This window comes from Streptomyces sp. CNT360 (assembly GCF_000424785.1).
In genome coordinates, this window is the sequence record NZ_AUKO01000032.1 from 75,471 (window position 1) to 97,436 (window position 21,966).

Genomic DNA, 21,966 nt, shown 5'->3' on the forward strand with positions numbered 1-21,966 from the left:
CCCCTCGTGTCAGGGGGCGGTGGTGCGGTTCAGGGGGTGGGCAGCCAGTCGACCTTCCCCGCCAGCAGGCCGTAGCCGACGAACGCCACGATGTCGATGAGGGCGTGCGCCGCCACCAGTGGTCCGACGCGGCCCCACCGCCGGTAGAGAAGTCCGAAGACGATGCCCATCGCGACGTTGCCGAGGAAGCCACCCACGCCCTGGTAGAGGTGGTACGACCCGCGCAGCACCGCGCTCGTCGCCAGGGCCGCCGGCCATGAGCTGCCCAACTGGTCCAGGCGGCGCAGCAGATAGCCGACGACGATCACCTCCTCCAGCACGGCGTTCTGGAGGGCGGAGGCGATCAGCACGGGGTACTTCCACCACACCTCGGGCAGGGACTCCGGCTCCACCGTCAGGTTGAAACCACTCGCCTGCGCCAACAGGTAGAACCCGATACCGCAGCCGCCGATCACGGCGGCCACCGCGGCCCCCCAGCCCAGGTCGAACCCGGGCCTGCGCCGGTCCAGGCCCAGCACCCGCAGCCCGCCCACCCCCTCACGGGTCAGCAGGTGCGCCACCAGGAGGACGGGCACCAGCGCGGTGGCGATCCCGAAGAGCTGCCACGTGAGGTCGAGCAACGGCCGCCCGGGCGCCTGCGAGGCGTTGAGCCGCGCCGCCTGGTCGCCCAGCCCGCCCGGTTTCGTCAGCGCGCCGAGGAAGTCGATCAGCGAGGAGACGCCGCTGGCCCCCAGCGACAGCGCCAGGACCAGCAGCAGCTCCGTACGGAGCATGCGCCGCGGGAGCGGTCCGCCGGGGAAGGCCGCAGTGGGGGGCTGCGGGTTGTCGGGCGCCTGTGCGCGCACACGAACCTCCTGTTGCATATGCCGTCTTGACTGCGGTTCAGCGATCACGCCTCACCCGCACCGTCACCACGTTAGGGTCACGGCAGCAGGTACAGGATCGTGCGCGGCGACCGGGGACGAGCGCCGACGAGGTGTGCCGCCCTCCCCCGCTGCCGCAGGACGGCTTCCGGGAGGGGCGCTACGCCATGCCACGACACAGCTTGCCCGACGACGCGGGAGCGTCCGCCGCGCGGGGGCCACGTGCCGCGCACCCGCCCCGGCGCTCCGGCACCCGCGCCAGGCGCCGCTTACGCAGGCGCACACTGGTCCTCGCCCTGACCCTGGTGATCGCGCTGGGTGCCGGGGCGCTCGTGGCGACGCGCTCCGGGCTGCTCCCTCCCGGTGGTGGCTGCGGCTCGTCGACGGTCGCGCTGCGGGTGGCCGCCTCCCCCGAGATCGCCCCCGTCCTGCGCACGGTCGCCGACCGGGCGCGCACGTCGGACGCCCGGTCGGACGGGCGCTGCCTGGACGTAGGGGTCACCGAGCGCACCGGTGCCGAGGTTGCGGCCGCGCTGCAAGGGGGCGGCGGGGGCGAGTCCGCGGGCTTCGATGTCTGGCTGCCCGACTCCCGGGTGTGGGTGGACCGCGTCTCCGCCTCCGAGAAGGCCCCCTCCCTGGAGCCGCTCGGCAGCGTCGCCGCCTCCCCGCTGACCCTGGCCGCCGTTCCCGCCGCCGCCGAGAAGATGGGCTGGCCGAAGAAGATCTACTCGTGGGCACAACTCGCCTCCGCGACGAGCGGCGGCGACGGTGCGCACGTCGGCGCCGCCGACCCGGCGCGCAGCGCGACCGGCCTGCTCGCCCTCACCCGCATCCAGGGCGCGACGGCCACGAAGGGCGGCGCCTCCGCCACACAGGCGGCCGCGGCAGCCGAACAACTGTCCCGACGCACCGCCCCGGGCGACACCCAGGCACTGGCCACCCTGCCGCGCGACTCCTCCGGCGCCGAGATGGGCAACCCCCGGCGCAACCAGGCGCTCGTCCTGTCCGAACAGGCCGCCTACACCCACAACACCAAGACCGGCAAGCGATACGACCTCCGCCTCTTCTACCCCGACCCGGAGGAGGACCAGGACGATAAGGGGGACGCTCCGCAAGGCTTCACGGCGCTGGACTACCCCTACACCCTGCTCGCACCCGACGAACGGGACACCCGCACCAACCGCGCCGCCACCCGCTTCCAGACCCTGCTGGGCGACACGGCGGGCCACCGGGCGCTGCACCGGCACGGCTTCCGACTGCCCGACGGCAAGGCGGCGGCCGAGGTCTCCCGCCCGGCCGGTGCCCGCACGCCCCAGCCCTGGACCGCGACACCCGACGAACCACCCGCCGCCGCAGACGTCCGCGCCGCGCTGGGGATGTGGACGATCACCGTGCAGAGTGCCCGCTTCACGCTGGTCGTGGACGCCTCCGCCTCGATGGCGGCGCCGGTGCCGGGGCGCTCGGGCCAGTCCCGGATGGACGTCACCAAGGCGTCGCTGCTGCGGGGACTGGGCCGGTTCACGGCGCAGGACGAGGTGGGACTCTGGGAGTTCTCCACCCGGCTGAGCGGCAAGAAGGACTACCGCGAACTCGTACCGCCCCGCAGGCTGGGCCGCAAGAGCGGCGAGGGCACCACGCAACGCGCCGAGCTGACCGAGGCGTTCCGGACGATGAAGCCGGTACCCGGCGGCGCCACCGGCCTGTACGACACGACGCTGGCCGCCTACGAGGACGCCCGGAGGGGGTACGCCAAGGGCAGGTTCAACGCACTCGTCCTGCTGACCGACGGCGCCAACGAGGATCCGGGGAGCATCTCCCGCGCCGACCTGGTGACCGAGCTCAAGCGGCTGGCCAGGGGCAGCGCGCCCGTGCCCCTCATCGCGATCGCAGTGGGCCCCGACGCCGACGAGAAGGCCGCCGGAGAGCTGGCGCAGGCGACCGGCGGCTCCGCCCACCAGGTGAACGACCCGGCGCAGATCCACCAGGTGATCCTGGAGGCCGTCATGGAGGCGGGCAGCCGGAGCTGACCGCCTCCCCCCGCAACCCGCGCGCGCTGTCCCCCTTCCGCCTTGCGGTTGCCGTCGGCCGGACGGTCCCCCGGCGTCCGCCGGTCTTCCGGTGCCCGACGGTCTCCTGTGGTGCCTCGGGCTTGCTCCGCTAGAGGCCGTGGTCCCAGGTGTGGACGGCGGCGCCGTCGGCGGCCCGGTCGCAGTAGGCGCGGGTCACGGCAGCCAGCGCCTTGTCGCGGTCGAGGCCCGACTCCCTCGCACGGTGGTAGGCCGACGCCTGCCAGGAGGCGCCGTTGATCCGCAGTCGGCAGCGCTCCTCGACGACCGACAGACAGCGGTCACGGTCGGCGGGCTCCACGCCCCAGGCATCGAGCCCGGCCGCGGCGAGCGGCAGCAGTTCGTCCCGCACGAGCTGGACGGCGGGCCGCCGAACCAGCCCCGTACCCCGGCCGGAGCGGGGCCACCACAGCTCGGCGTCGATGCCGTAGCGGCAGGCGGCGTCGAAGTTCCGCTCGGCGTATTCGAAGGGCATCCGGTTCCACACCGGCCGCGGGTCGTCGGCCAGTGCCCGCACCAGCCCGTAGTAGAAGGCGGTGTTGGCCAGCACGTCGGCCACCGTCGGCCCGGCCGGCAGCACCCGGTTCTCCACCCGCAGGTGCGGGGCGCCCTCCATGACGCCGTAGACGGGCCGGTTCCAGCGGTACACGGTGCCGTTGTGCAGCGACAGTTCGGCCAGCGACGGTGTCCCGCCCCGGGCGAGCACCTCCTGGGGGTCCTCCTCCTCGCAGAGCGGCAGCAGCGCGGGAAAGTAGCGGGCGTTCTCCTCGAACAGGTCGTACGCCGAGGAGATCCAGCGCTCCCCGAACCAGGTACGCGGGCGCACGCCCTGGGCACACAGCTCCGGCGACCGGGTGTCGGTGGCCTGCAGGAAGAGAGGGATCCGGGACTCGCGCCACAGCTCGCGGCCGAACAGGAACGGCGAGTTGGCGCCCATGGCGATCTGCGCCCCGGCGACGGCCTGCGACGCGTTCCACACGTCGGCGAACCTGCCGGGCGTCACCTGCAGATGCAGTTGCACGGAGGTGCAGGCGGACTCCGGCGCTATCGACTCCGACGTGGTCGTCAGGCGTTCGACCCCGTCGATGTCGAGGACGATCTCTTCACCGCGGGCGGCCATGATCTGGTCGTTGAGCAGCCGGTAGCGGTCGACGTCGGTGAGGTTGGCCAGGGTCAGGTCCTGCGGAGTGAGCGTCGGCAGGGTCCCGATCATCACGATCCCGGCGTCCGCCTCGCGTGCCTGCCGGTCGGCGTAGGCGAGGCCGGTGCGGAGTTCCTCGGCAAGCTGGTCGAGAACGCGTCCCGACAGCGCGTGCGGAACAATATTCACTTCGAGGTTGAACTGTCCCAGTTCCGTCTGGAAATCCGCGCTCGCAATACGTTGAAGAACCTCGGCATTCACCATGAGCGGCTGGCCCTGGGCGTCCGCGAGATTCAGTTCGATCTCCAGCCCCATCAGGTTCCTGGGCCGGTCGAACCTCTTCTCTTCCAGGAGCTGCCACAGTCCCTCCAGACACGCGTGCAGCTTCTGCCGGTACCGCCGTCGATCGGCCAGGTCGAACCTGTCGGCGACGACCTTTTCTCCCATCGGGGGCTTCCTCCCTGCTCGTGGCTGGTGCCGGACGCGGGCCGGTGGCGGGCGCCAGGGCGCACTGCAAGGAGTGCCCGGCCGAGCGTGCACCGAATAATGCCCCCTGGAGGGAGGGATAACGCCTGACAGGGCTGACCGGACGAGGAACAGCCGCTACGCTGGCGGATGCCGGACGGCACATTCCTTCGGCATAAGGCGGCGGCGCAGCCCCGCGGCACTTCACCTTCGCCACCGAACCGATCACCTCGTCACCGCACCGGCAGAAACCGGCCGACCGCGATTGCCCCGGTGTTCGAGGCCACCGCCGTATCCCCCGCATCGGCGCAGGTGAAAAGGCCAACTTTTCGGCCGGTTACCCCCTTTCCGGAAACACCGGAGAACGGTAGCGGAAACCTTTCTCGAACACATCTCGTATAAACTACGCGAACGAGGCGAAGACTTGGCGCCCCCGGCCCGCCCCTGTCGACCCCTCCCCGCCGCGCTCGCGGCCACCCCGCGCCGACACCGCTGTCCGCGTTTCCGCCAGCACCGTGTGTCTCTTGAGAGAGGCGACCCGCCATGCCGCTGCACGTACCTGAAGCACCCGCCCCGGCCCTGCGCAGTGTTCTGACCGCCCTCGGTTCCCCGACCGCGGTCAGAGGCACCCACGCACCCGCGACCCTGCGGACCGCCCAGGGGCCGCTCCGCCCCGAACTGCCCCTTCCCGCCTACGAAATGGCACGGGTGGCCCCCCGTGCCACCGAGCGCGCCCCCGAGGGGGCCGCGTCCGGGCCGCGCACCCGGCTGACCGGCTGGCGCTTCCTGCTCCGCGACGAGTCGGCCGACGGCGCCTCCGTGCACGGCGCGGGCCACATCGGCACCGCCGAGGCCGTCCTGACCGCCGACGGCTGGGCGTTCGGCCAGTTCCGCCAGGGCCCCTACGTGCTGTCCACGGTGCGGGCGATGCGGCAGGCGGAAGCGCTGGCCACGCCCTACCAGCCGCGCCTGCTGTCGGTTCCCGAGCTGTACATGCTCACCCTGTGGCTCCACCGGGACATCGGCGCCGACCCCTCGGAAGGCGTGCCCGACCCGGCCGATCTGCTGATCCCGCTGGCCCCCGCACCGCCGGGCATCGTCGTGCACACGGCGCACCGCGTGGACGCGCTGCTCCCGGTACTGACCCGCCGGCTGGTGACCGTCCCGGGTGCCGTGTCCGTACCGTCGGCCATGGTCGACGGTACGGACACGGCACCGCTGCTGGGCACCTCCGCCTGAGCGGAGCGCGCGAAGCGCCGTCCTGGGCGCGCTCTCCGGACACTTCCCGGGTACTCCCGTGCTCTCTCGTGTCCTTCCGCCTCCCCCGGACGTACCAGTCCGCCCCGGCGCGCCCAACCCCCCGGAAGCACCACCAGGTTGGGCGCAACCGCCCGCAGGGGTGACGCGTCTGAGCTGTTGGGTACGAGCTGACGCGAAATCCCTGCGAATTCGGGCCAGCGGCGGAACACTGGGAGAAGGACCGGAACGTACACGGTTACGGGGGGAACGGTCATGCAAAGCGAACGCCGCAGGACAGACGCCATCACACGGAAGACGACAGCGACAATGTGCCAGCACCAGCCACCGTGCCCGACAGCCGACTCTGCCGACAGGGAAGCCGCGCAGCCCGTGGCCTACCACCCCGAGCAGGGGTGGAGCCTGCTCTGCAACGGCGTGCTCTTCTTCGAGGACACGGGAGAGCTGCTGCCGGACGGTCAGATCATCGCGCCGCACCGGCCGCTCGGCACCCGGCATGTGACCGCGGCCGCCTGAGACGGCTGCTCCACCGGGAGGACCGCACGGGGCGGCTCACTGCTGCGACACGGGGCACCACCGGGGCCCGCAGGACGCACCTGCACAAGACCGGCACCGGGCCGGTGCGGCAGCTGCCGCACCGGCCCGGTGCCGGTTGTTGCGCTTTTCGCGCCGCCGAGCGGCGCACCGGCGACTACCCGGCGTCGTACTCGTCGACCGGGGGGCAGGAGCAGACCAGGTTGCGGTCGCCGAAGGCACCGTCGATGCGGCGCACCGGCGGCCAGTACTTGTCGGCGGCCTTGACGCCGGCCGGGAAGACGGCCTCCTCACGGCCGTAGCCCTGCTGCCAGTCGCGGGCGAGCATCGCGGCGGTGTGTGGGGCGTTGTGCAGCGGGTTGTCCTGTGCGTCCCACTCCCCGGTGCCGACCTTGTCGATCTCCGCGCGGATGGCGATCATCGCCTCGCAGAACCGGTCCAGCTCGGCCAGGTCCTCGCTCTCGGTCGGCTCGATCATCAGCGTCCCCGCGACGGGGAAGGACATCGTCGGCGCGTGGAACCCGTAGTCGATGAGCCGCTTGGCCACGTCGTCGATGCTCACTCCGGTCTGCTTGGTGAGCGGACGGACGTCGACGATGCACTCGTGGGCCACCAGCCCGCCGGGGCCGGTGTAGAGGACGGGGTAGTGCGGCTCCAGACGCTTGGCGATGTAGTTGGCGCCGAGCACCGCCACCTGCGTCGCCCTGCGCAGCCCCGCGGCACCCATCAGCCGCACGTACGCCCAGGAGATCGGCAGGATGCCGGCCGAGCCCCACGGCGCACCGGAGACCGGCCCGATGCCCGTCTCGGGGCCCGCGGCCGGCTGCAACGGATGGTTGGGCAGGTAGGGCGCCAGGTGTGCGCGCACGCCGATGGGGCCGACGCCGGGACCGCCGCCGCCGTGCGGGATGCAGAACGTCTTGTGCAGATTCAGGTGCGAGACGTCGGCGCCGAAGCGGCCCGGCTTCGCCAGGCCCAGCAGCGCGTTGAGGTTGGCACCGTCCACGTAGACCTGGCCACCCGCATCGTGCACCGCGGCGCACACCTCGGTGATGTGTTCCTCGAACACGCCGTGCGTCGAGGGGTAGGTGACCATGAGCACGGCCAGCTCCTCGCCGTACTGCTCGATCTTGGCGTGCAGATCCGCCACGTCGACGTCACCGTTGTCGCTGGTCTTGACGACAACGACCTTCATGCCCGCCATCACCGCGCTGGCCGCGTTGGTGCCGTGGGCCGAGGACGGGATGAGGCAGACGGTGCGCTCCGGGCGGCCGTTGGCACGGTGGTAGGCGCGGACGGCCAGCAGCCCGGCCAGCTCGCCCTGGGAGCCCGCGTTGGGCTGGAGGGAGACCTTGTCGTAACCGGTGACCTCGGCCAGCCGCTCCTCCAGTTCGCGGATCAGCGTCAGGTAGCCCTCGGCCTGCTCGGCGGGCGCGAAGGGGTGCAGCGAGCCGAACTCGGGCCAGGTGACCGACTCCATCTCGGTGGTGGCGTTGAGCTTCATCGTGCACGAGCCGAGCGGGATCATGCCGCGGTCCAGCGCGTAGTCGCGGTCCGCGAGCCGGCGCAGGTAGCGCAGCATGCCGGTCTCGGAGCGGTAGGCGTGGAAGACCGGGTGGCTCAGGTAGTCGTCTTCGCGCAGCAGCGCCGCCGGAAGCGCGTCGTCGGTGGCGGCGTCCAACGCGTCGAGGTCGGCTTCCGGTACCCCGAACGCCTGCCACACGGCGGCCAGGTGCGCACGTCCGGTGGTCTCGTCGCAGGCGATGCCGACGTGGTCGGCGTCGGTCTGCCGCAGGTTGATCCCGGCCGCGCGGGCCCCCTCGACGACCTCGGCCGCCCGGCCCGGGACCCGCGCGGTCACCGTGTCGAAGAAGGCTCCGTGCACGACCTCCACCCCGCCGGCCCGCAGACCGGCGGCCAGCAGCGCCGCACAGCGGTGGGTACGGCGGGCGATCGCGGCCAGCCCGTCGGGGCCGTGGTACGCGGCGTACATGCCCGCCATCACGGCGAGCAGCACCTGCGCGGTGCAGATGTTGCTGGTGGCCTTCTCACGGCGGATGTGCTGCTCGCGGGTCTGGAGGGCGAGCCGGTAGGCCTGTTCACCGTCCGCGTCCTTGGAGACACCGACCAGACGCCCCGGCAGGCTGCGGGCGAACGCGTCCCGCACCGCCATGTAACCCGCGTGCGGACCGCCGAAGCCCATCGGCACCCCGAAGCGCTGGCTGGAGCCGACCGCGATGTCCGCGCCCAGCTCTCCGGGCGAGGTCAGCAGGGTGAGGGCGAGCAGGTCGGCGGCGACGGTGACCACGGCACCCGCCTCGTGCGCCTGCTCGACGACGGCACGCGGGTCGCCGACGGCTCCGGAGGCGCCCGGGTACTGGAGCAGCACGCCGAACACACCGCGCTCGGCCACCTCCTGGGGGATGCCGTCGGACAGGTCGGCGACGACGACCTCGACCCCGGTGGGCTCCGCCCGGGTCCGCAGCACGGCGACGGTCTGCGGCAGGCAGTCGGCGTCGACCAGGAAGACGCCGCCGCCCTTCTTGCCCACCTTGCCGACCCGGCGGGAGAGCGCCATCGCCTCGGCCGCCGCGGTCGGCTCGTCCAGCAGTGAGGAGCCGGCGGTGGGCAGTCCGGTCAGGTCGCTGACGACGGTCTGGAAGTTGAGCAGCGCCTCCAGCCGGCCCTGGGAGATCTCCGGCTGGTACGGCGTGTAGGCGGTGTACCAGGCCGGGTTCTCCATCACGTTGCGGAGGATCACCGGTGGCGTGAACGTGCCGTAGTACCCCAGGCCGATCATGGAGTGGAGCACCTGGTTCCGCCGGGCCAGGGAGTGCAACTCGGCCAGCACCTCGGCCTCGCTCCGCGCCGCGGGCAGCGCCAACTCCTCGGTGCTCTTGATCACGTCGGGCACCGCTGCGGCGGTCAGCTCGTCGAGCGACCCGTAGCCGACCTGCGCGAGCATCTTGGCCTGCGCGCCCGCGTCGGGTCCGATGTGGCGGCTCTCGAAGGGGGTGCCGCCCTCCAACGCGGAGAGCGGGGTGCGGTGAGAAGTCATCTGCGGGGGCCTCCTGGTCTGTACGACCTGTGAGGGCACCTCCCACGGGTGCCCGGTCGGCCTCCCCCTCTGTCATCTCGACCTGAGAGTTTCACCGATCCGCCCCCACTTCCCGGGCGCTCGGCTTACACCGTCGGTGAGGAGGGGCTTCGGCGCTGGTCCGGGGCCCGCCCTGCTTTCCAGAGTGACCTCGTCCGTGCGGTACGTGAGCCTGAGAGATTCCGGGGAGGAGTTGCTCCTTCGGCGCCTCCGGCGCGCTCACCGGAGGGCTCTCCCGCACGGGGTCGACAGCCGATAACGAGCGTATCAGCGCCCCGTGAGCGGTAACCCGGAGTGTGTTCAAGTGGCCGACGGCCGAAAAGTACCGTTTCGTAGTGGGTACGAGCATGACCACCACGTCACGCCCCGTGGGAGGAGCCCCGTGCAGACCGACATAGATCCACGCAGCCTGATCGGGCGCAAGGCCTTCGACAGCCAGGGAGTCAAGATCGGCACCGTGGACGAGGTGTACCTGGACGACGCGACCGGCGAACCGGAGTGGGCGGCCCTGCGCACCGGACTCTTCAGCCGCGACGCGTTCGTACCGCTGGAACCCGCCCTGCTGGACGAGGCGGGTCTGCGGGTGCCCTTCGAACGGAACCTGATCAAGGGCGCCCCGGACTTCGGTGTCGGCCGCCACCTGTCACCGCAGCAGGAGCTTCAGCTGTACCGCCACTACGGGCTCGACGTTCCCGTCGCCGGCGAGACCTCGCCCCCGGACCGCGACTTCGGCCGCATCGCCGGGGCGGAGGACTGACTCCCGGGTCCCGCAACTTGCCCCGCTCCTCCCCCGGACGGCCGCTCCTCCCCCGGACGCCGTCCCGGCGCCGAGTGCTGCCCCTCCGGCGCCGACGCCCTCCCCGTCGGCGCCGAGGGTCGGCCCTCCCGAACCGGTGACGGGCCCGCCGGTACCGAAGGCCGCCCGGATCCTTGCCCGCCCACCGGACGTACTCCGGCCCCCGCCGTCGTCGAACGGCCCCCCACGACGGACCGCTCCCCCGCGCCGGGGCGGCCCCCCACGGCTGGGCCCCCCATGGCTCGACGGCCACCCTCGGCGCTGCGATCCCCCATGGCGGGACCCTCCCCAGCCGCGGAGCGGTCTTCCGTGGCAGGGCGCTCTCCCGCAGCAGGGTGCCTTGCGGCTCGGCGGCCCCCCGCAGCCGACCGCTCCACCGCCGCAGGGCCGTCCCCCCTGGCGGGGCGGCCACCCGTGATCGGCCACTCCCCCGTGACAGGGCAGTCCTCCGCGGCTCGGCGGCCCCCCGCAGCCGACCGGTCCACCGCCGCAGGGCCGTCCCCGCTGGCTCGACAGTCACCCTCGGCGCTGCGATCCCCCATGGCGGGACGCTCCCCAGCCACGGAGCGGTCTTCCGTAGTAGGGCGCTCTTCCGTAGCCGACCGCTCCCCCGCCGCAGGGCCGTCCCCGCTGGCTCGACGGCCACCCTCGACGCTGCGATCCCCCATGGCGGGACCCTCCCCAGCCGCGGAGCGGTCTTCCGTAGCCGACCGCTCCCCCGCCGCAGGGCCGTCCCCGGCGGGGCGTCCGCCCGTGATCGGCCGGTCACGGGCAGGCGGTGCGGGCCGCCGGGCCAGCGCCGTGGCGATGCGGGCGTCGAGCATGACCGGCTCGGCCGGCTCCAGTGCGGAGTCGTCGACGGAGAAGGTGCGCACTCGTCCGGGCGGCGTGTCGGGCTCCTCGAAGCGGACGGTCACCTTCCCGACACCGCTGCCCTGCACCCAGCCCCTGCCGTGCACGGCATGGCGCACGTCCCGGCCGGGGATCCACTGGCGGTCCGCCGGCACCGCGGCGCCCGGTTCCTCGACGACCGCGCTGTCGTGTTCGGTGTCCGTCTCCGCCGCATGCCGTGCTGCCGGATCACGGTCCGCCGCCTCGCTCCGCGCCGCCGCACCCGGCCGACCGTCGGCCCGCTCGGCCTCGCCCCTGGCAGCCTCCGCCCTGGCCGCCTCGGCGGCTTCGGCCCGGGCAGCTTCGGCCTGGGCGAAGAGGTCCTCCTGCGTGAAGTCGGCCAACCCGCTGACGCCCACGCCCAGCAGCCGGACCCCGGCCGTGGTGTCCACCCCGTCCAGCAGCCGCAGCGCTGCTTCCTTGACGACGCCCGGGTCGTCGGTGGGCCCGCGCAACGTCTCGGACCTGGTCAGCGTCGAGAAGTCGTAGCTGCGCACCTTGATCACCACGGTGCGGCCCGAGCGCCCGGCGCCCCGCAGCCGCGTGACACAGCGCCTCGCCAGCCGCTCCAGTTCGAGCCGGACGCGGGTGCGGTCGGTCAGGTCGACGTCGTAGGTGTCCTCGACCGAGACGGACTTCGCGTCCCGCTCCGCGACCACGGGGCGGTCGTCGACACCGTGGGCCATGGCGTGCAGGGAGGTGCCGTGCGCCTTGCCGAGCAGCCGCAGCAACTCGTCCTCGCCCGCCTCGACCGCCTCTCCGATGGTGGTGATCCCCGCCCTGCGCAGCGTCTCACCCGTGGCCGGGCCCACCCCGGGCAGCGTCCGCACCGACATCGGAGCCAGCCGCTCGCGCTCGGTGCCCGGGGTGATCAGCACCAGCCCGTCCGGTTTGGCCTGTTCCGAGGCGATCTTCGCCAGCATCTTGGAACCCGCCAGTCCCACCGAACCGCTCAGACCCGTGGCCGCCCGGATGTCCTGGCGCAACTGCTCACCGACCTGTCGCGCCCCCTCGGCGCCGCCCTGCGTCCCTGCCAGCGCTTCCCCGGCCTCCAGGTCCACGAACGCCTCGTCGAGGCTCAGCGGCTCCACCAGCGGCGAGAGGCCGTGCAGCAGTTCCATGACCACCTCGCTCACCGCCCGGTAGAGGCCGAAGCGGGTACCGAGGTAGGCGGCGTTCGGCGCCAGGCGTCTGGCCTGAGCGGTGGGCATCGCGGAGTGCACACCGAAGCGTCTGGCCTCGTACGAGGCGGTGGAGACCACACCACGCGGCCCGAGCCCGCCGACCACCACGGGTTTCTGGCGCAGGCTGGGCTTGGAGGCCTGCTCCACGGCGGCGAAGAAGGCATCCATGTCCAGGTGCAGGATGGTCGGCTCGGTCCTCACCCTCCCGATGCTGCCTCACGGCACTGACATCGCCCTCGCCCGAACCGTCCGAAGCGGGCAGCAGGGCCACCCGGCACGCTCCGGGGCACCGCCCGCGCCCCCGTCGCCGGGCCCGCTATCCGGCGCGGTTGCGCCGACGGGCCAGCTCGTCCTCGGGGTGGTCCCTGACCAGGGTCTCCCCCGTGTCGACGCGCTCGCCGTGGAGCTGGGAGAGCGCGCCCTCGACGTCCTTCCAGACAACACCGACGGCGATGCCGAAGACGCCCTGCCCGCCCTGGAGCAGATCGACGACCTCGTCGGGCGAGGAGCACTCGTAGACGGTCGCCCCGTCGCTCATGAGCGTCATACGGGCCAGATCCGTGCGCCCTCGGGAGCGCAGGTGCCGCACGGCGGCCCGGATGTTCTGCAGCGAGACCCCGGTGTCCAGCAGGCGCTTGACGATCTTGAGTACGACGATGTCGCGGAAGCCGTAGAGCCGCTGGGTGCCCGAGCCGTAGGCGGGGCGGATGCTGGGCTCCACCAGCCCGGTGCGGGCCCAGTAGTCGAGCTGGCGGTAGGTGATGCCGGCCGCCGAGCAGGCCGTCGGCCCGCGGTAGCCGACGTGCTCCGCCGAGGAGTCCGCGGCTGCGGTGGGGGCACCGTCCGGCCGGAGACCGCCGGGTGGTGCGGGGGACGGCCGCCCTGGGGAGACCTCCCGGCCAGGAGGCGGGGGCGGACCGTCGGAAAGGGACGAGTCGCCAGCCGCCGTACCTTCGCCGCCGGTGCTTGCCACGCCGACCTCCGTCCATCGCATCCCGGGTCACCCCCGGAACCTGCCCACATGAAGGTAGGCAGTCACTCCGAGTGCGTCAACGATCGCCACACTCGGCACGGCGAGTGATAATCCCCCAGAGGGTGGTTTCGCGTGTCCCCGTTCCGGGAAATGCTGGCCGGTTGCCCGTCACTGGCTGCTGGTGCCGAAGTCCTCCGGAGAGATCTGGTCGAGGAACTCGCGGAACTTCTCCACTTCGTCCTCCTGCTCGTCGGGGATCGCGATTCCCGCGTCGTCCAGCACGTCGTCACTGCCGTAGATCGGCGTACCGGTACGCAGCGCCAGCGCTATGGCGTCGGACGGTCGAGCGCTGACTTCCACACCGCTGGCGAAGACGAGCTCCGCATAGAACACGCCTTCCCGCAGATCCACGATGCGGACCGCGGTCAGCTCCTGACCCACTGCTTCCAGGACGTCCTTGAACAGGTCATGGGTGAGTGGGCGTGCGGGGGTCATGCCCTGCTGGGCGAAGGCGATCGCGGTCGCCTCCCCGGGGCCGATCCAGATGGGGAGGTAGCGGTCGCCTCCCACTTCTCGCAGGAGCACGATCGGTTGGTTGGTGGGCATTTCCACCCGGACACCCACGACGTCGAGCTCATTCACACAGCAACCCTAGGCCGTGCCGCGCCTGTTTGGGTAGTCGGGCAGCCGTCCGGCGACGGCGTCGGTGTGCTGATTCAGTCACCAGCGGTGTCGGCAGCGGCCTGCACGAAGGCCGTGTAGAGCCTCGCGGAGAGCGCCGCGAGCTCCTCGGCCGTGCCCGCGGCGTCCTTCCGGATCCGGGCGTCCGGATGCCGCCGCAGGGGTGCCACACGCTGCTCGGCGAGGGCCCGCTGCCCCTCCGCGCAGATCTTCAGCGCCCGCAGGTGACGCGCCTCCAGCCCGTGCCGGCCCAGCCGGGCGACCACGTGCGCCACCGTGACCTCGGCCTGCCCGTACGTACCGTCCTCGTCGGCGCCGAGCAGCCCGTACTCCTCCCAGGCGGCCAGCTCCTCCGCTGCCGCTCCGGTGGCCTCCAACAGCTCCTCGCGGCTCATCCGCACCGCCGGAAGCGCAGCTGCCCCAGCCGGCGCCGCAGAGCCCTCGCCCGGCACCGGGAGCCCCTCCGCGGAGGCCGGAGCCCCGGGAAAGGGCACATCCGGCCCGACGCCTTCGAGCTGCTCCCTGATCACCTTGAGCGGCAGATAGTGGTCCCGCTGCATCCGCAGGATGCAGCTGAGCCGCTCGACGTCCTCGGCACCGAACCTGCGGTACCCCGACGGGGAGCGCGCCGGCTCCACCAGCCCCTCCGCCTCCAGAAAACGGATCTTGGAGACGGTGACCTCGGGGAACTCGGCACGGAGGGCCTGGAGGACGGCACCGATGCTCATCGGCCCGTTCTCCTGGTCCACGGCCCCGGCGGCGGTGCCCACCGGGGCACCGCCGGACGGTGTGTGCAGCATGAGCCTCCCTGCGGGATCTCAGACGGTACGCGGGCTCCCGTAGAAGACCAGCCGGTACTTGCCGATCTGTACCTCGTCGCCGCTCGCCAGCGGCACCCCCGACTCCATCCGCTCACGGTTGACGTAGGTGCCGTTCAGGCTGCCGACGTCGGAGACGGTGAAGACGCCGTCGGGGCCGCGCCGGAACTCCACGTGACGACGCGAGACCGTCACGTCGTCGAGGAAGATGTCGCTCTCCGGGTGGCGACCGGCGGTGGTCAGCTCGCCGTCGAGCAGGAAGCGGCTGCCCGAGTTCGGGCCGCGCCGCACCACCAGCAGGGCCGAGCCCGTCGGCAGCGCGTCCACGGCAGCCTGCGCCTCAGGGGGGAGCACCGGTGAGGCGTGCTGGCCCGTCGACTCCGAGTCGTAGGCCTCCAGCCCGGAGATCGAGATGGTGGACGTCGTCTCGGACGAGCCCTCCGCGGGGGCGCCGCCTCGCAGGGGGGCGCCGCAGTTGGAGCAGAACCGGCTCGCTTCCGCGACACGGGCTCCACACCTGTTACACACCGGCAAAGCAGAACCTCCACCTGGATTTGAGGTTTGCGGTGCCTGGGAACCTATGCGCCCCTGCGTACCGGGGTCAACAGAAACCGCGCCGTGACCACCCGAATTGTCGCCCCCGGGACCGGCCACCTCGTCGCGGAAGAGCGGACGCTCGGCGCCGGCCTCCGGCATGGTCCCGGTCATCTCCGTGTCGCGGGGCGCACGGTGCCGCGCGGACGCAGTGCCGCCACCCCGGCGACTCTTGCCGAACAACTTCGCAAAAAAACTCACGGGCGATTCCCCTCGCACGAAACAGACCCGCCCGTGGGGCAGGACAGACCCTCGATGCTCTCATTGGTCACTCTCGACGCCCGACTAACGTCCGTGACCCGTAGACAGTTTCCCTCACGCGGTGCCCGACCGGCCCGCCGACCCCCCGCAACTTTCTCCACACTCTTCCCACGATCTCACCGCGAGGACGACCGAGCGTAGTCAGGCCGCTTCGCCTCTCGCAAGGCGTCCACAGTGATCTTCCCCGAGCGGGTCACCTCCACCGTGGCCTGCTTGTTCTTCAGTGTCTGCACGACTCCGCCGGGGATGTTCAGGGCCGGTTCGAGATCGGCCGGCTTCCCGATGACCTCGAACGTGTACGGAGCGTCGATCCGGTGACCGTCCACGTTCACCCCGCCGTCGCGGTCGGTGAAATAACTGCTCGCCACCACCCGCACCCCGTCGACCTGCATCGCCTCGGCCCCCGCGGCCCGCAGCTCCTGCACGGCGTCCAGCAACGTGTCCGAATCGGTGGTGCCCGCTCGGTCGTTGATCGTCATCCGGATGCCCGGTCCCTCGGCCGCCACCGTGCCGGCCAGCACCCCCAGCTGTGCCGCCTTCTCCCTCGTCTGCTTACGGGCCTCCTCCGCCTGGTCCGAGCTGCTCTCCAGCTCGGTGCGCTGCCCGCTCAGCTTCCGCTTCTCGTCCTCCAGCCGCTTGGTCCGGTCGTCCAGCTCGTCCAGGATGCGCACCAGATCCTCCTGGCGGGCCCCGCGCAGAGCGCTGTTCTCGCTGGTGGAGCGCACCTGGATGGCCAGGCCCAGGCCGAGCACGAACAGCAGGAGCGCCACGATGAGTTGGGCGCGCGTCACCCGCGGCGGCCACATCGCCTCGGCGAGCCGCTGCCGCCCGGCGAGCTTCGGCGTGTCCTGTGCCTTCTCTGCTGCTGGGTCCTCGGCCCCCTCGGGTGCCGCCGAACCGGGATCCGCAGGATGTTTCGAAGGGTCCGGCTGTTCGCCCTCACGGGGTGCGGGCTGTTGCTGGGGGCCGGGACGTTCCGGGGGCAGCTCCCGCCCCGAGGTGGTGCCGTCGTCGCTCATCGGCCTCACGCCCGGAACACGTGCCGACGGATGGCGGCCGCGTTGGAGAAGATCCGGATGCCCAGGACCACGACCACGCCGGTGGAGAGCTGGGCGCCCACTCCGAGCTTGTCGCCCAGGAAGACGATCAGCGCGGCCACCACCACGTTGGAGAGGAAGGAGACGACGAAGACCTTGTCGTCGAAGATGCCGTCCAGCATGGCCCGCAGCCCGCCGAACACCGCGTCCAGCGCGGCGACCACGGCGATGGGCAGATAGGGCTCGACCGCCATCGGCACCACGGGCCGGACGACGAGTCCGGCCACCACTCCGACGACGAGGCCCAGTACGGCGATCACGATGTGCTGCCCTTCCCTGTCCGCACAGGTTTCGCTGTTCTCAGGTTCAGACTCGGCGCGGCCGGCAGCCGGACCTCGTCCTGGACGGAGATGCTGGTTCTCGCACCGTAGTCCTTGTGCAGGATGTACAGATACTGCCCGTCGACGCTGTCCTGGAAGGTTCTGCTGAACTTCTGGCCAGGCCCGACGGCAAGCAGCGTATAGGGCGGCACCAGCGGCTTGTTGTCGACCAGCACGGCGTCGCCCGCGGCGCGGATGGCGGAACGCGAGGTCAGCCGCTGATTGTTGATCGAGACACCTTCGGCACCCGCCGCCCACAGGCCGTTGACGACCCGCTGGAGATCGCGGTCCCGGATACGCCCCGTGTCGGAGAACCCGTCGCTGTGACGCGGTCCGTCGCCGTCCCCCGAGCCGCTGTCCTTCGCGTCGTCCACCACCAGTTTGAGACCCGGCCCCCGGGCGGGGGTCGCCCCGGCCAGCAACGCCGCGGTCCTGCCCCGTGCGTCACCGTGCTTCTGCAGGGCCTCGCGCTGCTCGGCCTCCACGGAGGACCGCAGCTTGTCGACGTCCTTCTGCAGCCCGTCCGCTTCTTTCCCGCCCGACTCGATCCGCTCGATGAGCTCCTGCTTCTCCTTCGCGATGGACGGCGCGGAGATCCGTGCCTGCGCCGCGCCGACGGTCACCACGAGCGCGGCGAGAACCAGCCCCGCCGCCAGGCCGAGTTTGGCGCGCACGGTACGCGGCATGCGGGAGCGGCCCGTCTCTCCCCGACGGGCCGCGGCCTGCGCGTACCCCTCGTCGAGGCTGTGCTCCATCACGTTGGTCAGCAGCGACATGGAGGCGTCGGGGCGCGGGAAACGCGACGGCGTCCTCCGGGTGGGCTGCTGCTGCGACATGACGCACATCGTCGCACGTGAAGGCCCGTGCCGCCGAATGGACCCACCACGTCGCCGTGCGGCGGGACTTGGCCCTGATCCGGAGCCCGGCCCCGCCGCTCGGTGCCCGGTCGCGCGCGACGCACGTGCCGCGCGCGACCGGGCTCAGCTGTGTGCGCCGGGCCCGTTCAGTGCCCCGCACTGTCGACGACAGCGGCCCACTCGTCCAGCAGCTCCTGCGCCGAGGTCTCGTCGGGCCCTTCCGCCCACAGATGCGTGACGGCCTCGGCCGGGTCGGGCAGCACCATCACCCAGCGGCCGTCGGACTCCACGACCCGCACCCCGTCGGTGGTGTCCACCGACCGGTCCCCGGCCGCCTCCACGACGGTCCGCATGACCAGCCCCTTGACGGCCCACGGGGTCGGCAGGTCCCGCCTGCTGACGTGAGCCTGCGGAATGCGCGCGTCGATCTGGCTGAGGGTCAACTGGGTACGCGCCACCAGGCCGATCAGCCGTACGAACGCGGCCGCGCCGTCGAAGACGGAGCTGAACTCGGGGACGATGAACCCGCCCCGCCCGTCACCGCCGAAGACGGTCGCCTCGTCCCGGCTGACACGTGTCAGATCGTCGGGCGAGGTCGTCGTCCATTCGACCTGGGTGCCGTGATAGGCCGCGACCTGCTCGGCGATACGGGTCGTCGTCACCGGCAGCGCCACCCGCCCGCTGCGCCGCTCCGCCGCCACCAGGTCGAGCATCACCAGCAGCGCCCGGTCGTCCTCCACGATCCGGCCACGCTCGTCCACCAGGGAGATCCGCTCCCCCACCGGGTCGAAGCGCACCCCGAAGGCCGCGCGCGCCGAGGCCACGATCTCCCCCAGCCGCACCAGGCCGGCCCGTCGGCTCTCGGCCGTCTCCGTCGGACGTGCCTCGTCCAGGCCCGGGTTGATCGTCAGAGCATCCACCCCGAGTCGTCCCAGCAGGCTCGGCAGCACCAGACCGGCGCTGCCGTTGGAGGCGTCCACGACGACCTTCAGCCCCGACTCCGCGATCCCCGTGGTGTCCACGGCACGCAGCAGCGAGCCGGTGTAGGAGTCGTAGACGCTGGAGGGGAAACTCAGGTCCCCGATCTCGCCCGGGAAGGCGCGACGGTACTCCTGCCGCGCGTACATCCGGTCCAGCTTGCGCTGCTTGGCCTGGGAGAGGTCGGCGCCGCGCTCGTCGAAGAACATGATGTCGACCGAGTCCGGCACGCCGGTCGTCGTACGGATCATGATGCCGCCGGCGCTGCCGCGTGCCGTCTGCTCGCGGGCCACCGGAAGCGGCACGTTCTCCAGGTCGCGTACGTCGATGGCGCTGGCCTGGAGTGCGGAGATGATGGCCCGCTTGAGCGCGCGGGCACCCCGGGAGTGGTCACGCGCGGTACAGACCGTGGAGCCCTTCTTCAGGGTCGTCGCGTACGCTCCCGCCAGCCGTACCGCCAGCTCCGGGGTGATCTCCACGTTCAGGATCCCGGACACCCCCCGGGCACCGAACAGATGTGCCTGGCCGCGCGACTCCCAGATGACGGAGGTGTTGACGAACGCGCCGGCCTCGATCGTCTTGAAGGGGTAGATCCGCACGTTCCCCTGGACGATCGATTCCTCACCGATGAAGCACTCGTCGCCGACGACGGCCCCGTCCTCGATCCGCGACGCCCGCATGAGGTCGGTGTTCTTACCGATGACGCAGCCGCGCAGATTGCTCTGCGGCCCCACGTAGACGTTGTCGTGCACCACGGCCCGGTGCAGGAAGGCGCCGCTCTTGACGACGACGTTCGAGCCGATGACGGAGTGCTCGCGCACCTCGGCGTCCGCCTCGACCTTCGCGTAGTCGCCGATGTAGAGCGGACCGCGCAGCGTGGCGTCCGGATGCACCTCGGCTCCCTCGGCCACCCAGACCCCGGGGGACAGCTCGAACCCGTCCCGCTCGACGTCCACCTTTCCCTCCAGGACGTCCGCCTGGGCCTGCACGTAGCTCTCGTGGGTGCCGACATCCTCCCAGTAGCCCTCGGCGACATAGCCGTAGATCGGCTTGCCCTCTTCCATGAGCCGCGGAAAGACATCGCCCGACCAGTCGACCGACGCGTCCGGCTCGACGTAGTCGAAAACCTCCGGCTCCATCACATAGATGCCTGTGTTCACCGTGTCGGAGAAAACCTGCCCCCAGGTGGGCTTCTCCAGGAAACGGTCGACCTTTCCGTCCTCGTCCACAATGGTGATGCCGAACTCCAGCGGATTCGGCACCCGCGTCAGACACACGGTCACCATCGCACCGCGTTCCCGGTGGAAACGGATGAGGTCCGTCAGATCGAAGTCCGTGAGCGCGTCACCGGAGATGACGAGGAACGCGTCGTCCCTGAGCGCCTCCTCGGCGTTCTTGACGCTGCCCGCCGTACCGAGTGGCTTCTCTTCGTGGGCATAGGTGAGCTCCATGCCGAGCTCTTCACCGTCACCGAAGTAATTCTTGACCAGCGAAGCCAGGAATTGCACGGTCACCACGGTCTCGGTGAGCCCGTGACGCTTGAGCAGCTTGAGCACGTGCTCCATGATCGGCTTGTTCACCACTGGCAGGAGCGGCTTGGGCATGCTCGCAGTCATCGGGCGAAGGCGTGTGCCTTCCCCACCAGCCATCACGACGGCCTTCATGTCGGAAGCGTCCTCCTCATACAGACGACGGTCATACCGACCCTCACCCACCCAGCATGACCCACAAAGGCATTTTCAGGGCGGTCGACCTCCGGGGAGGAGGTGGGTGTTCAGTCGGCTTCAGCATCCGCGCTGATCAGACGGCGGACCTGGACCACGTAGAGGATCCCTGCCCACCAGTAGAGCGCAGTACCCCAACCGGCGAAGGCCCATCCCAGAATCGCAGCGAGTGACGCAACCCAACTACTTCCGTCACTGAGCAGCAGCAACGGGAAGGCGTACATCAGGTTGAAGGTGGCGGCCTTGCCGAGAAAGTTGACCTGGGGCGGCGCGTAGCCGTGGCGGTCCAGTACCCACACCATCACGAGAAGCAGGAGCTCGCGCGCCAGCAAGGCGATGGTCAGCCACAGCGGCAGAATCTCCCGCCAGGTGAGCCCCACCAACGTCGAGAGGATGTACAACCGGTCGGCGGCCGGATCGAGAATACGTCCCAGGCTGCTGATCTGATTCCACCGGCGGGCCAGTTTGCCGTCGAGGTAATCGCTGACTCCGCTTGCCGCAAGCACGAGAAGGGCCCACAGGTCGCAGTTGGGTCCCCCGAACTCGGGCCACAGAATCAGCCACAGGAACACCGGCACGCCGACCAGACGAGCCATGCTGAGGATGTTCGGGATGGTGAGGACCCGGTCCGTCTGGACCCGTGTCTCCTGGACCTCCACCCGTGAGCCTCCTGTGTGAGCGTGCCGACGATGCTCCCTGACCCTACCCGGCACCGCTCACCCAGCGTGCACGGGGTGGTCTTCAGGGTGCGTGAGGTGCGACGACGGGGGGCGCACACGGCGTGGACACCCGGAGCCGGCAGTCAGACGGAAAAAGCAGCAAGCATGGCAAAGGGAAAGCCCCGTTGGCTGGGCCAACGGGGCTTTCCCTACACAAAGTTCGGCGGCGTCCTACTCTCCCACACGCTCCCGCATGCAGTACCATCGGCGCTGAAAGGCTTAGCTTCCGGGTTCGGAATGTAACCGGGCGTTTCCCTCACGCTATGACCACCGAAACACACAACACACACCAACACACACCCCCCGCGAAGGGGAATGATCGTGTCGGGGTTGTTGTCTCAGAACCCACACAGTGGACGCGAGCCTCTATGGACAAGCCCTCGGCCTATTAGTACCGGTCACCTCCACCCATTACTGGGCTTCCAGATCCGGCCTATCAACCCCGTCATCTCCAGGGAGCCTTAACCCCTCACAGGGGGAGGGAGTCCTCATCTCGAAGCAGGCTTCCCGCTTAGATGCTTTCAGCGGTTATCCTTCCCGAACGTAGCCAACCAGCCATGCCCTTGGCAGAACAACTGGCACACCAGAGGTCCGTCCGTCCCGGTCCTCTCGTACTAGGGACAGCCCTTCTCAAGACTCCAACGCGCGCA

General features: G+C 71.0%; 16 protein-coding genes, 2 rRNA genes, 1 pseudogene and 1 riboswitch. Of the genes and pseudogenes, 4 read left to right on the forward strand and 15 right to left on the reverse strand.

Going from position 1 to position 21,966, the window contains the following annotated elements; genetic code table 11:
• Positions 1-29 precede the first annotated feature (29 nt).
• Complete coding sequence (locus tag H297_RS0123820; RefSeq protein WP_027739109.1) at positions 30-845, reverse strand: CPBP family glutamic-type intramembrane protease; 816 nt, start codon at positions 843-845, stop codon at positions 30-32.
• Positions 846-1,030: 185 nt separating this feature from the next.
• Between H297_RS0123820 and H297_RS0123825 the strand changes: the two genes are divergently transcribed.
• The gene (locus tag H297_RS0123825) at positions 1,031-2,890 is read left to right on the forward strand and encodes a substrate-binding domain-containing protein (protein WP_027739110.1); all 1,860 of its coding nucleotides are present in this window, start codon (positions 1,031-1,033) and stop codon (positions 2,888-2,890) included.
• Positions 2,891-3,020: 130 nt separating this feature from the next.
• Here H297_RS0123825 and H297_RS0123830 read toward each other — a convergent pair whose 3' ends face one another.
• Complete coding sequence (locus tag H297_RS0123830; protein ID WP_027739111.1) at positions 3,021-4,517, reverse strand: glutamate-cysteine ligase family protein; 1,497 nt, start codon at positions 4,515-4,517, stop codon at positions 3,021-3,023.
• Positions 4,518-5,078: 561 nt separating this feature from the next.
• On the opposite strand from H297_RS0123830, the gene H297_RS0123835 reads away from it, so the two are divergent.
• Complete coding sequence (locus H297_RS0123835) at positions 5,079-5,774, forward strand: hypothetical protein (RefSeq protein WP_027739112.1); 696 nt, start codon at positions 5,079-5,081, stop codon at positions 5,772-5,774.
• A 327-nt stretch (positions 5,775-6,101) separates the two neighbouring features.
• Positions 6,102-6,308 (forward strand): DUF5999 family protein, encoded by a 207-nt coding sequence (locus tag H297_RS0123840; RefSeq protein ID WP_027739113.1) that lies wholly within the window; start codon positions 6,102-6,104, stop codon positions 6,306-6,308.
• 175 nt (positions 6,309-6,483) lie between these two features.
• Here the strand turns inward: H297_RS0123840 and gcvP are convergent, their stop codons facing one another.
• Positions 6,484-9,384 carry an aminomethyl-transferring glycine dehydrogenase gene (gene gcvP, locus H297_RS0123845; RefSeq protein ID WP_027739114.1) on the reverse strand — a complete coding sequence of 967 codons (2,901 nt, stop codon included), beginning with the start codon at positions 9,382-9,384 and terminating at the stop codon, positions 6,484-6,486.
• A gap of 189 nt (positions 9,385-9,573) precedes the next feature.
• A riboswitch (glycine riboswitch) is annotated at positions 9,574-9,671 on the reverse strand.
• 134 nt (positions 9,672-9,805) lie between these two features.
• Here gcvP and H297_RS0123850 point away from each other — a divergent pair.
• Positions 9,806-10,180, forward strand: a complete 375-nt coding sequence (locus H297_RS0123850) for a PRC-barrel domain-containing protein (protein ID WP_027739115.1) — start codon at positions 9,806-9,808, stop codon at positions 10,178-10,180.
• A gap of 752 nt (positions 10,181-10,932) precedes the next feature.
• Here the strand turns inward: H297_RS0123850 and H297_RS38070 are convergent.
• The 12 genes and pseudogenes from H297_RS38070 to H297_RS0123910 all read right to left on the reverse strand — a co-directional run.
• Positions 10,933-12,495 (reverse strand): annotated as a pseudogene (locus tag H297_RS38070) (DNA polymerase IV); the annotation flags it as partial.
• A gap of 115 nt (positions 12,496-12,610) precedes the next feature.
• Positions 12,611-13,267, reverse strand: coding sequence for a MerR family transcriptional regulator (locus tag H297_RS0123860; protein ID WP_486589642.1), 657 nt, complete (start codon positions 13,265-13,267; stop codon positions 12,611-12,613).
• A gap of 168 nt (positions 13,268-13,435) precedes the next feature.
• Positions 13,436-13,909 carry a bifunctional nuclease family protein gene (locus tag H297_RS0123865; RefSeq protein WP_027739117.1) on the reverse strand — a complete coding sequence of 158 codons (474 nt, stop codon included), beginning with the start codon at positions 13,907-13,909 and terminating at the stop codon, positions 13,436-13,438.
• 74 nt (positions 13,910-13,983) lie between these two features.
• Complete coding sequence (gene ftsR / locus H297_RS0123870; RefSeq protein ID WP_027739118.1) at positions 13,984-14,748, reverse strand: transcriptional regulator FtsR; 765 nt, start codon at positions 14,746-14,748, stop codon at positions 13,984-13,986.
• Between the two features lie 18 nt (positions 14,749-14,766).
• The gene (locus tag H297_RS42040) at positions 14,767-15,294 is read right to left on the reverse strand and encodes an FHA domain-containing protein (protein ID WP_037795253.1); all 528 of its coding nucleotides are present in this window, start codon (positions 15,292-15,294) and stop codon (positions 14,767-14,769) included.
• Positions 15,295-15,737: 443 nt separating this feature from the next.
• Positions 15,738-16,640, reverse strand: a complete 903-nt coding sequence (locus tag H297_RS0123880; protein WP_027739120.1) for a DUF881 domain-containing protein — start codon at positions 16,638-16,640, stop codon at positions 15,738-15,740.
• Positions 16,641-16,645: 5 nt separating this feature from the next.
• Complete coding sequence (locus H297_RS0123885) at positions 16,646-16,978, reverse strand: small basic family protein (RefSeq protein ID WP_016467540.1); 333 nt, start codon at positions 16,976-16,978, stop codon at positions 16,646-16,648.
• Positions 16,975-17,874 carry a DUF881 domain-containing protein gene (locus H297_RS0123890; protein WP_078514530.1) on the reverse strand — a complete coding sequence of 300 codons (900 nt, stop codon included), beginning with the start codon at positions 17,872-17,874 and terminating at the stop codon, positions 16,975-16,977. The genes H297_RS0123885 and H297_RS0123890 overlap by 4 nt, the downstream gene beginning before the upstream one ends.
• 167 nt (positions 17,875-18,041) lie before the next feature.
• On the reverse strand, positions 18,042-20,537 hold the full coding sequence (locus H297_RS0123895) for a mannose-1-phosphate guanyltransferase (protein WP_027739122.1): 2,496 nt from the start codon (positions 20,535-20,537) through the stop codon (positions 18,042-18,044).
• A 110-nt stretch (positions 20,538-20,647) separates the two neighbouring features.
• Positions 20,648-21,256, reverse strand: coding sequence for a cardiolipin synthase ClsA (gene clsA / locus H297_RS0123900; RefSeq protein WP_027739123.1), 609 nt, complete (start codon positions 21,254-21,256; stop codon positions 20,648-20,650).
• 218 nt (positions 21,257-21,474) lie between these two features.
• Positions 21,475-21,591, reverse strand: a 5S ribosomal RNA gene (gene rrf / locus H297_RS0123905).
• A 93-nt stretch (positions 21,592-21,684) separates the two neighbouring features.
• Positions 21,685-21,966: ribosomal RNA gene (locus tag H297_RS0123910) — 23S ribosomal RNA — on the reverse strand; the annotation flags it as partial.

Coding starts and splice junctions, on each gene's coding strand:
- H297_RS0123880 (WP_027739120.1), bottom strand. CDS start 16,640: ATGAGCGACGACGGCACCACCTCGGGGCGGGAGCTGCCCCCGGAACGT.
- H297_RS0123830 (WP_027739111.1), bottom strand. CDS start 4,517: ATGGGAGAAAAGGTCGTCGCCGACAGGTTCGACCTGGCCGATCGACGG.
- H297_RS0123840 (WP_027739113.1), top strand. CDS start 6,102: ATGTGCCAGCACCAGCCACCGTGCCCGACAGCCGACTCTGCCGACAGG.
- gcvP (WP_027739114.1), bottom strand. CDS start 9,384: ATGACTTCTCACCGCACCCCGCTCTCCGCGTTGGAGGGCGGCACCCCC.
- ftsR (WP_027739118.1), bottom strand. CDS start 14,748: ATGCTGCACACACCGTCCGGCGGTGCCCCGGTGGGCACCGCCGCCGGG.
- H297_RS0123835 (WP_027739112.1), top strand. CDS start 5,079: ATGCCGCTGCACGTACCTGAAGCACCCGCCCCGGCCCTGCGCAGTGTT.
- H297_RS0123825 (WP_027739110.1), top strand. CDS start 1,031: ATGCCACGACACAGCTTGCCCGACGACGCGGGAGCGTCCGCCGCGCGG.
- H297_RS0123895 (WP_027739122.1), bottom strand. CDS start 20,537: ATGAAGGCCGTCGTGATGGCTGGTGGGGAAGGCACACGCCTTCGCCCG.
- H297_RS0123890 (WP_078514530.1), bottom strand. CDS start 17,874: ATGTCGCAGCAGCAGCCCACCCGGAGGACGCCGTCGCGTTTCCCGCGC.